This is a genomic window from uncultured Amnibacterium sp. (assembly GCF_964244015.1).
Classification (GTDB): domain Bacteria; phylum Actinomycetota; class Actinomycetes; order Actinomycetales; family Microbacteriaceae; genus Amnibacterium.
Genome location: NZ_CAXTHO010000118.1, coordinates 1 through 7,479, shown reverse-complemented (window position 1 = coordinate 7,479; position 7,479 = coordinate 1). Strand labels below are relative to the sequence as shown.

The window sequence follows — 7,479 nt, the reverse complement described above, 5'->3', positions numbered from 1 at the left end:
GGCAGCGCGAAGCGCCCCACTGTGTACATGAGCGCAGGTCCTGATCCGTGAACACCACAGGGGCGGCTTCGGGGCGACGTACACTGAGCGGCCATGACGGAGCGTGTCGGCACGGAGCCCTCGGTCTTCACGCGCATCCTGCGCGGGGAGATCCCGAGCGAGATCGTGCTGCAGACCGACGACGTGTTCGTCATCCGGGACATCGCGCCGCAGGCACCGATCCACCTCCTCGTCATCCCCAAGACCGACCGGTACGCCGACGTCACCGCGGTCGCCGAGCACGACCCGGCGCTGCTCGCGCACATCGTCGAGGTCGCGCGCGACGCCGCGACCGGGGCGGGCGCGTCCGACTTCCGGCTCGTCTTCAACACCGGCGCGGGCGCCGGGCAGACCGTCTTCCACGTGCACGCCCACGTCCTGGCGTCACCGGGGACCGCGCTCGACGAACGCACCATGACCCTCGGCATGCCCGATGGAGAGGACGCGTGACGGACTCCGACGGCCTCCGTGCCCGAGCGGGACGCACCGCGTCGTCCGTGGCCCGCAGGTTCCCGGCGACAGGCTCGGAGACCCGCACGATGGCGGTCGACGGCATCGCGATGGTCCGCCTCCTCGGCCCGCAGGACCGGCTGCTGGGCCAGATCGAGCAGCAGTTCCCCCTCGTGGAGGTGCTGGTCCGCGGCAACGAGATCACCCTGATCGGCGAGCCGGCGCAGGTCCGGGCCGCGCAGCGCCTGATCGAGGAGCTGCTGCAGATGGTCCGGGACGGTCACGAGCTCGGTCCCGTCGACGTCGACTCCTCCGCCCGCATCCTCGAGGGGAACCGGGACTCGCATCCGGCGCAGCTGCTGGGCCAGGCGATCCTGACCGCCAAGGGCAGGGCGATCCGCCCCAAGACCCTGGGGCAGAAGTCGTACGTCGATGCGATCGACCACAACACGATCACGTTCGGCATCGGACCGGCGGGTACCGGCAAGACCTATCTCGCGATGGCGAAGGCCGTGCAGGCGCTGACCCGCAAGCAGGTCTCCCGGATCATCCTGACGAGGCCGGCGGTGGAGGCGGGGGAGCGGCTCGGCTACCTGCCCGGCACCCTGACCGACAAGATCGACCCCTACCTCCGCCCGCTCTACGACGCGCTGAACGAGATGATGGACCCCGAGCTGGTCCCGAAGCTCATGGCGACCTCGACGATCGAGGTCGCGCCGCTCGCCTACATGCGCGGCCGTACGCTGAACGACTCGTTCGTGGTGCTCGACGAGGCGCAGAACACCACGCCGGAGCAGATGAAGATGTTCCTGACCCGGCTCGGCTTCAACTCGAAGATGGTGATCACGGGCGACGTCACCCAGGCGGACCTGCCGAACAACGTGTCCGGGCTGCGCACGGTTCAGGGGATCGTGAACGGCATCGACGACATCCACTTCTCGCAGCTCACCAGCGCGGACGTCGTGCGGCACTCGCTCGTCGGCCGCATCGTCGACGCGTACAGCCGGTTCGACGAGGAGCGGCTCGCAGCGGCGGCCGCACGCCATCCCGACGGCGCCGCCGGCGATCCGCGGCCGCGCCGGTGAGCGTCGAGCTGAACAACGAGTCCGGCCTCCCGGTCGACGAGTCCGCGATCCAGCGCCTCATCACCTTCGGGCTCGACCTGCTGCACGTGCACCCGGACGCGGACGTCGCGATCCTGTTCGTCGACGAGGCCGCGATGGAGCAGCTGCACGTGCAGTGGATGGACGAGCCGGGGCCGACGGACGTCCTCAGCTTCCCGATGGACGAGCTGCGTCCCGGTACGGACGACGTGCCCACCCCGGCCGGGCTGCTCGGCGACATCGTGGTGTGCCCGCAGGTCGCGGAGGCGCAGGCGAAGACGGCGGGGCACTCGGTGCTCGACGAGGTCAAGCTGCTCACCGCGCACGGCCTGCTGCACCTGCTCGGGTTCGACCACGCCGAGCCGGAGGACGAGCGGGAGATGTTCGGCGTGCAGCGCGACATCCTGGTCGGCTTCGCCGTGCAGGAGAAGCAGCAGAAACGGGCATGACCCCCCTCTTCCTCGTCGCCGCGTTCGTGCTCGTGGCGTTCGGCGGGCTGCTCGCAGCCTGCGACGCCGCGATGGTCACGCTGTCGAGGGCGGAGCTGCAGGACGCCGCGCTCCGGGCGCGCTTCCGCGCCTCCCTCCTCGCGATCGCGGGCGACACGGGTGCGCACATCAACGCCGTGAACTTCGTCCGGGTGCTCGCCGAGACGAGCGCCGCGGTGCTCGTCACGCTCGCGTTCGCGGCGATCGTCGAGAACCCGTGGCTGGTGCTGCTGATCGCCGCCGTGATCATGACCGGCGTCTCGTTCGTGCTCGTCGGGGCGAGCCCGCGCAGCGTCGGCAGGACGCACCCCCGCGGGCTGCTGCGCGCGACGGCCCCGGTCATCCGGGTGTCGCGCCTGATCCTCGGCCCGCTCGCCGGGGTGCTGGTCTGGCTCGGCAACCGCGTCACACCCGGCAGGGCGCGCGGGGCCGCGACGTTCACCTCGGAGGAGCAGTTGCTGTCCATGGTCGACGAGGCCACCGAGCTCGACGTGCTGGGGCAGGACGACAGCGACCTGATCCACTCGATCTTCAAGTGGGGTGACACGGCCGTGCGCGAGGTGATGGTGCCGCGTACCGACATGGTGACGATCGAGGCCACCGCGAAGGCCGAGCCGGCGATGAAGCTGCTGCTGAACCGCGCGCTGTCCCGAGTGCCGGTGCGGGCGAAGGACGCGGACGACATCGTCGGCGTGCTGCACCTCCGGGACGTCGCGCGGATCCTGACCGAGCAGCCGAAGAAGCGGGCGCACCATCCCACCGCGGCCGACCTCGCCCGTCCGGTGCTGTTCGTGCCCGACTCGAAGAAGGCCGACGACACGCTGCGGCAGATGCAGCAGGCGTCGAACCACCTCGCGATGGTCGTCGACGAGTACGGCGGCATCGCCGGGCTGGTCACGCTCGAGGACCTGATCGAGGAGCTGGTCGGCGACATCACCGACGAGTCTGACCGGGAGACGCCGGACAGCGTCGTGGTCGGCGAACGCCGGTGGCTGGTCTCCGCCCGGATGCAGCTCGACGAGCTCTCCGACCTGGTCGGACTCGAGGTGGAGGATGAGGACGTCGACTCGGTCGGCGGCCTGCTGACGAAGCACCTGGACCGGCTGCCGATGCTCGGCGACCGCGTGCAGGTGGACGGCATGGTGCTGAGCGCCGAGCAGATCGAAGGTCGACGCCGCGGCCTCAGCCGTGTGCTCGTCGAGCGCGTCTCGTTCGCGGTCGACGACGCCGAGGAGGACGCGAAGGTGATGGGCGCATGAGCGAGTACCGGTCGGGGTTCCTGACGTTCGTCGGCAGACCGAACGTGGGCAAGTCGACGCTGATGAACGCGCTCGTCGGCGAGAAGGTCGCGATCACCTCCCCGAAGCCGCAGACGACGCGACGCGCGATCCGCGGCATCGTGAGCCGCCCCGACGGGCAGCTGGTCGTCGTCGACACCCCCGGCATGCACCGGCCGCGCACCCTGCTCGGCCAGCGGCTGAACGACGTGGTCGCGAACACGCTGTCGGACGTCGACGTGATCGGGTTCTGCGTGCCGGCCGGCGAGCCGATCGGGCCGGGCGACCGTTTCCTCCACGCCCGCCTCGACGATGCACCCCGAGCGAAGCGCATCGCGATCGTCACCAAGATCGACGCCGTGCCGAAGGAGCGGGTGGCGGCGCAGCTGCTCGCGGTCAGCGCGCTGGGGGAGTGGGCGAGCGTCATCCCGGTGTCCGCGGTCGACGGCCTGCAGCTGGACGTGCTGATCGCCGAGTCGCTCGCGCTGATGCCGGAGGGTCCCGCGCTCTACGACGTGGAGGCGGTCACCGACGAGACCCTCGAGCAGCGGATCGCGGAGTACATCCGCGAGGCCGCCCTCGAGGGCGCTCGCGAGGAGCTGCCGCACTCCCTCGCCGTGACGATCGACGACATCGAGGAGCAGGAGGGGATGACCCGCATCTTCGCCAACGTCTGGGTCGAGCGGGACAGCCAGCGGATCATCATGATCGGCAGCAAGGGCTCCCGGCTGAAGGAGATCGGCACCACCGCCCGCGCGCAGATCGAGCCCCTCGTCGGCACGAAGGTCTTCCTCTCCCTCCACGTGAAGGTCGCCAAGGAGTGGCAGCGCGACCCGAAGCAGCTCGGCCGCCTCGGCTTCTGACCGTTCATCTTTACGGAGTTCTGGCGCGGCTTCGCCGCTGCCAGAACTCCGTAAAGATGAACAGTCACGCCGCCACGGCCTGCGCTCCGGCGAGCAGGGGCAGGAGCCGCGCGACGTAGGTCTCCGGAGCGAACAGCGACGACGCCTCCTGCGCCCCGGCGGCGGCCGCCCGCACTCGCGCCGGGTCGAGCGCGAGCTCGACCAGCAGGTCCGCGATAGCGCCCGCATCCGGCGTCGCGGTGAGCAGGCCCGCACGGTCGAGGCCCTCCGTCAATCGCGGGTCGGTGTGCAGCACGCCCCGGCCGGCGCGGATCGACTCGACGACCGTCATCGGCTGGTTGTCGAATCCGTGCGACGTGAGGGCGGTCAGGTGCGAGTCGGCGATCAGCCGACGGACGCCGGCCCGGTCGAGCCTGCCGAGGAACACCGTGCCGGGTGCGCCGACCCGCTTCGCGACCGGCAGCAGCAGCCCGTCGCCGGCGATCGCGACCCGGAGTCGGTCCTCCGGCAGGCGCCGCTGCGCGATCCGGACCGCGCGGACGAAGGTGAGCAGTCGCTTCTCGGGCACGCACCGGCCGATCCAGGCGACCCGGAGGTGGTCGGTCGCCGGGAGCGGCTCGGGGGGAGGACCGGCGACGTCGCAGTTCGGCAGCACCACGACCCCGGGTATCCCGAACCCGGCGAGGTCCCATCCCTGGTGAGCGGACGGCGACACCACGACGTCCGCATCGAGCGCCACCGCCAGGGTGTGGTCCAGCAGCGGGTTGGCGGTGCGCCTCGCGACCGGTCCCGCGAGCCGCTCGAGGTACTCCCGCACCACCGCCCGGCACGGCGCGGGCACGCCCGGCCAGTAGGCGGTGTGGATCGTGTGCACCACGGGGATCCCCAGGCGCCGAGCGGCATGCAGGGCGGCACGCGCATGACCGAACTCGGAGTGCAGGTGCACGGCGTCGATGCGGGCAGCGCGGAGGTGCCGGTGCAGTCGGTCCCGCAGCGCCGCGTCGTCGGCGACGAGCGGGAAGTCGAGCGCCGGCAAGCGGCGGGAGGTGGTCCACAGCGCGTCGACTCCGCGCGGCAGCACGGCCACCGCGTCAGCCGCGCGCGGGGCGACGAGCAGCACCCGATGACCCCCTGCGACGAGGGCGCACGCCTCGTTCAGCGCCGCTCGCTGCGCGCCGCCGATCAGGTCGAGGGAGTAGTCGAGCACGATCGCGATCCGCATGACGGCAGCGAACCGGCGGGCCGACGTCGCGGACCAGGGTCACCGGGATGACCGCGGTCATCCCGCAGGATGATTCGCGCCGGCCGGCGTCTGGCCGCAGCGCGGTGGTCCCTAGCCTGACCTCGTGACAGTTCCGGAACGACCTTCTGAGGTGCTGCTGGATCCGCGGGTGCGGCTCGCCTTCGCCGTGCTCGTCGCAGCCTGCTGGTACGTCCTCGCCATCGCGGGCGAAGCGGGCAGGAGCCCGGTGTCCGTCGCGTTCGCAGGGATACCGGGCGTCCTGGTCCTTGTCTGGTGGCGCGTGCGGCCGTGGAGAGCGATCGCCTGCTCGGCGGCAGCACTGGTCGTCCTCCTGCTGTGTGTCGCCCTCGGCTCGAATGCGAACGGCGGCGCCATCGCCGTCGGAGCGACGGCATGGTTCGCCGTCCTCGGCGCCTGGCTGACGCCCGATCGCCGGCTGCACTGGGCCGGTGCCGCGCTGGTCATCGTGGACTGCTTCATCACGCTGGGCACCGCAGGAACGGCGGCGTTCATCGGTGTGGCCTTCTTCGGGCTCCTCGCCATCGCGGCGGGGTGGGGCTGGCGCCAGCTCCGGCGCTCCGCGTCGCTCGAGGGCCGGCTCACCGAGACGGTCGAACGGTCTCAGGCCGCGGAGCGGGACGTGCTGCTCGAGCTGGAGCGGAACCGGCTCGCCCGCGAGGTGCACGACGTCGTCGCGCATTCGCTGGCCGTCGTCATCGCGCAGGCGGACGGCGCCCGCTTCGCCGCGGAGTCGAAGCCGGAGACCGTCGCCCCGGCCCTCGAGGCGATCAGCGACACGGCGCGGCGCGCGCTCGGCGAGGTGCGGACGATGCTGCACGACCTGCGCACCAGCGGCGAGGGCGGCGTCGTGCCCGGCTCCGACGACCTGGCCGGGCTGGTGGAGGGGGTCCGCGGGCTCGGCGTCGAGGTCGAGGAGGTCGCCTTCGGGGAGCCGCGTAACCTCTCCCGCACCGTCGGCCTCGCCATGTACCGCATCGCGCAGGAGGCGCTGACGAATGCCATGCGGCACGGCGACCGCACCGCACCGGTCGGGTTCGAGGTCGACTGGGGCGAGCGGGAGGTGGTCCTCGTGGTCACGAACGCCGTGCCGGACGAGGCCGTGCCGGCGTCCGAACGTGCCGGCCACGGCGTCACCGGGATGCGGGAGCGGGCCGCCGACGCGGGCGGCGACTGCTCGGCCGGCGTCGGCTCGAACGGCCGGTACCGCGTCCGGGTCGCGCTGCCGATCGCGGAGGAGGCTGCCGACCACCCCGAGCAGGAACCGGCCGAGACGAACCCGCTGGTCGCCCTGCTCGCCGCCGCCGGCCTGCAGCCCCGTGCCTGAGGAGGCCGCGGCGGCGCCAATCCGCGTCGTGCTGGCGGACGACCAGGCCCTGTTCCGCTCGGGGCTCCGCCTGCTGCTCGACTCGCAATCCGACATCGAGGTGGTCGGCGAGGCCGCCGACGGCGCTGCGGCGCTCGCCGAGGTCGACCGCACCGATCCCGACGTGATCCTGATGGACATCCGGATGCCCGTCATGGACGGCGTCGCCGCGACGGAGCGGTTGGCGGGCGCGCGGGTCCGCGTGCTCGTCCTTACCACCTTCGACCTCGACGAAGCCGCCGCCCGAGCGTTGCGCGCGGGCGCCTCCGGATTCGTCCTGAAGGACGCCAAGCCGGAGTTCCTGCTCGCCGCCGTGCGCACGGTGCACAGCGGGGCCGCTGTCATCGCCCCGGCCGCGATCGGCCACCTGCTCGCCACCTTCGGCCGCGGGCGGAAGCTCGAGGACACCCGGGTCGCGGTGCTCAGCCCGCGCGAGCGCGAGATCTACGAGTTGGCCGGCAAGGGCCTCAGCAACTCGGAGATCGCCGCGCACGAGTACGTCAGCGAGGCGACGGTGAAGACCCACGTGTCGCGCATCCTGGCGAAGCTCGGCCTCCGCGACCGGGTGCAGCTCGTCGTCCACTGGCACGGCGGCTGACTTCGCGGATCCGGAATCCCTTCGCGGATCCGGA

8 protein-coding genes are annotated in these 7,479 nt (G+C 71.9%); 7 read left to right on the top strand and 1 reads right to left on the bottom strand.

The annotated features are described in order from the left end of the window. Positions 1 to 93: 93 nt before the first annotated feature. From ACFE67_RS12310 to era, 5 genes are all read left to right on the top strand, one after another. On the top strand, positions 94 to 489 hold the full coding sequence (locus ACFE67_RS12310) for an HIT domain-containing protein (protein WP_375407168.1): 396 nt from the start codon (positions 94 to 96) through the stop codon (positions 487 to 489). A gap of 89 nt (positions 490 to 578) precedes the next feature. Beyond that, on the top strand, positions 579 to 1,574 hold the full coding sequence (locus tag ACFE67_RS12305; RefSeq protein ID WP_375407170.1) for a PhoH family protein: 996 nt from the start codon (positions 579 to 581) through the stop codon (positions 1,572 to 1,574). Then, positions 1,571 to 2,041: an rRNA maturation RNase YbeY gene (ybeY, locus tag ACFE67_RS12300; RefSeq protein ID WP_375407167.1), complete on the top strand. Its 471-nt coding sequence runs from the start codon at positions 1,571 to 1,573 to the stop codon at positions 2,039 to 2,041. The genes ACFE67_RS12305 and ybeY overlap by 4 nt, the downstream gene beginning before the upstream one ends. Further along, positions 2,038 to 3,339: a hemolysin family protein gene (locus ACFE67_RS12295; protein WP_375407166.1), complete on the top strand. Its 1,302-nt coding sequence runs from the start codon at positions 2,038 to 2,040 to the stop codon at positions 3,337 to 3,339. Before ybeY ends, ACFE67_RS12295 begins: the two co-directional genes overlap by 4 nt. Then, entirely contained in the window at positions 3,336 to 4,220 is an 885-nt protein-coding gene (era, locus tag ACFE67_RS12290; RefSeq protein WP_375407165.1) for a GTPase Era, read from the top strand. Before ACFE67_RS12295 ends, era begins: the two co-directional genes overlap by 4 nt. Positions 4,221 to 4,284: 64 nt before the next feature. On the opposite strand, the gene ACFE67_RS12285 is transcribed toward era, so the two are convergent. Further along, entirely contained in the window at positions 4,285 to 5,442 is a 1,158-nt protein-coding gene (locus ACFE67_RS12285; protein WP_375407164.1) for a glycosyltransferase family 4 protein, read from the bottom strand. A 124-nt stretch (positions 5,443 to 5,566) separates the two neighbouring features. Here ACFE67_RS12285 and ACFE67_RS12280 point away from each other — a divergent pair, with 124 nt between their 5' ends. Together ACFE67_RS12280 and ACFE67_RS12275 are read left to right on the top strand one after the other, a co-directional pair. Next, positions 5,567 to 6,808, top strand: a complete 1,242-nt coding sequence (locus tag ACFE67_RS12280) for a sensor histidine kinase (RefSeq protein WP_375407163.1) — start codon at positions 5,567 to 5,569, stop codon at positions 6,806 to 6,808. Next, a complete protein-coding gene (locus tag ACFE67_RS12275; protein WP_375407162.1) occupies positions 6,801 to 7,445 on the top strand; it encodes a response regulator in 645 nt (214 codons plus the stop codon). The genes ACFE67_RS12280 and ACFE67_RS12275 overlap by 8 nt, the downstream gene beginning before the upstream one ends. Positions 7,446 to 7,479 lie beyond the last annotated feature (34 nt).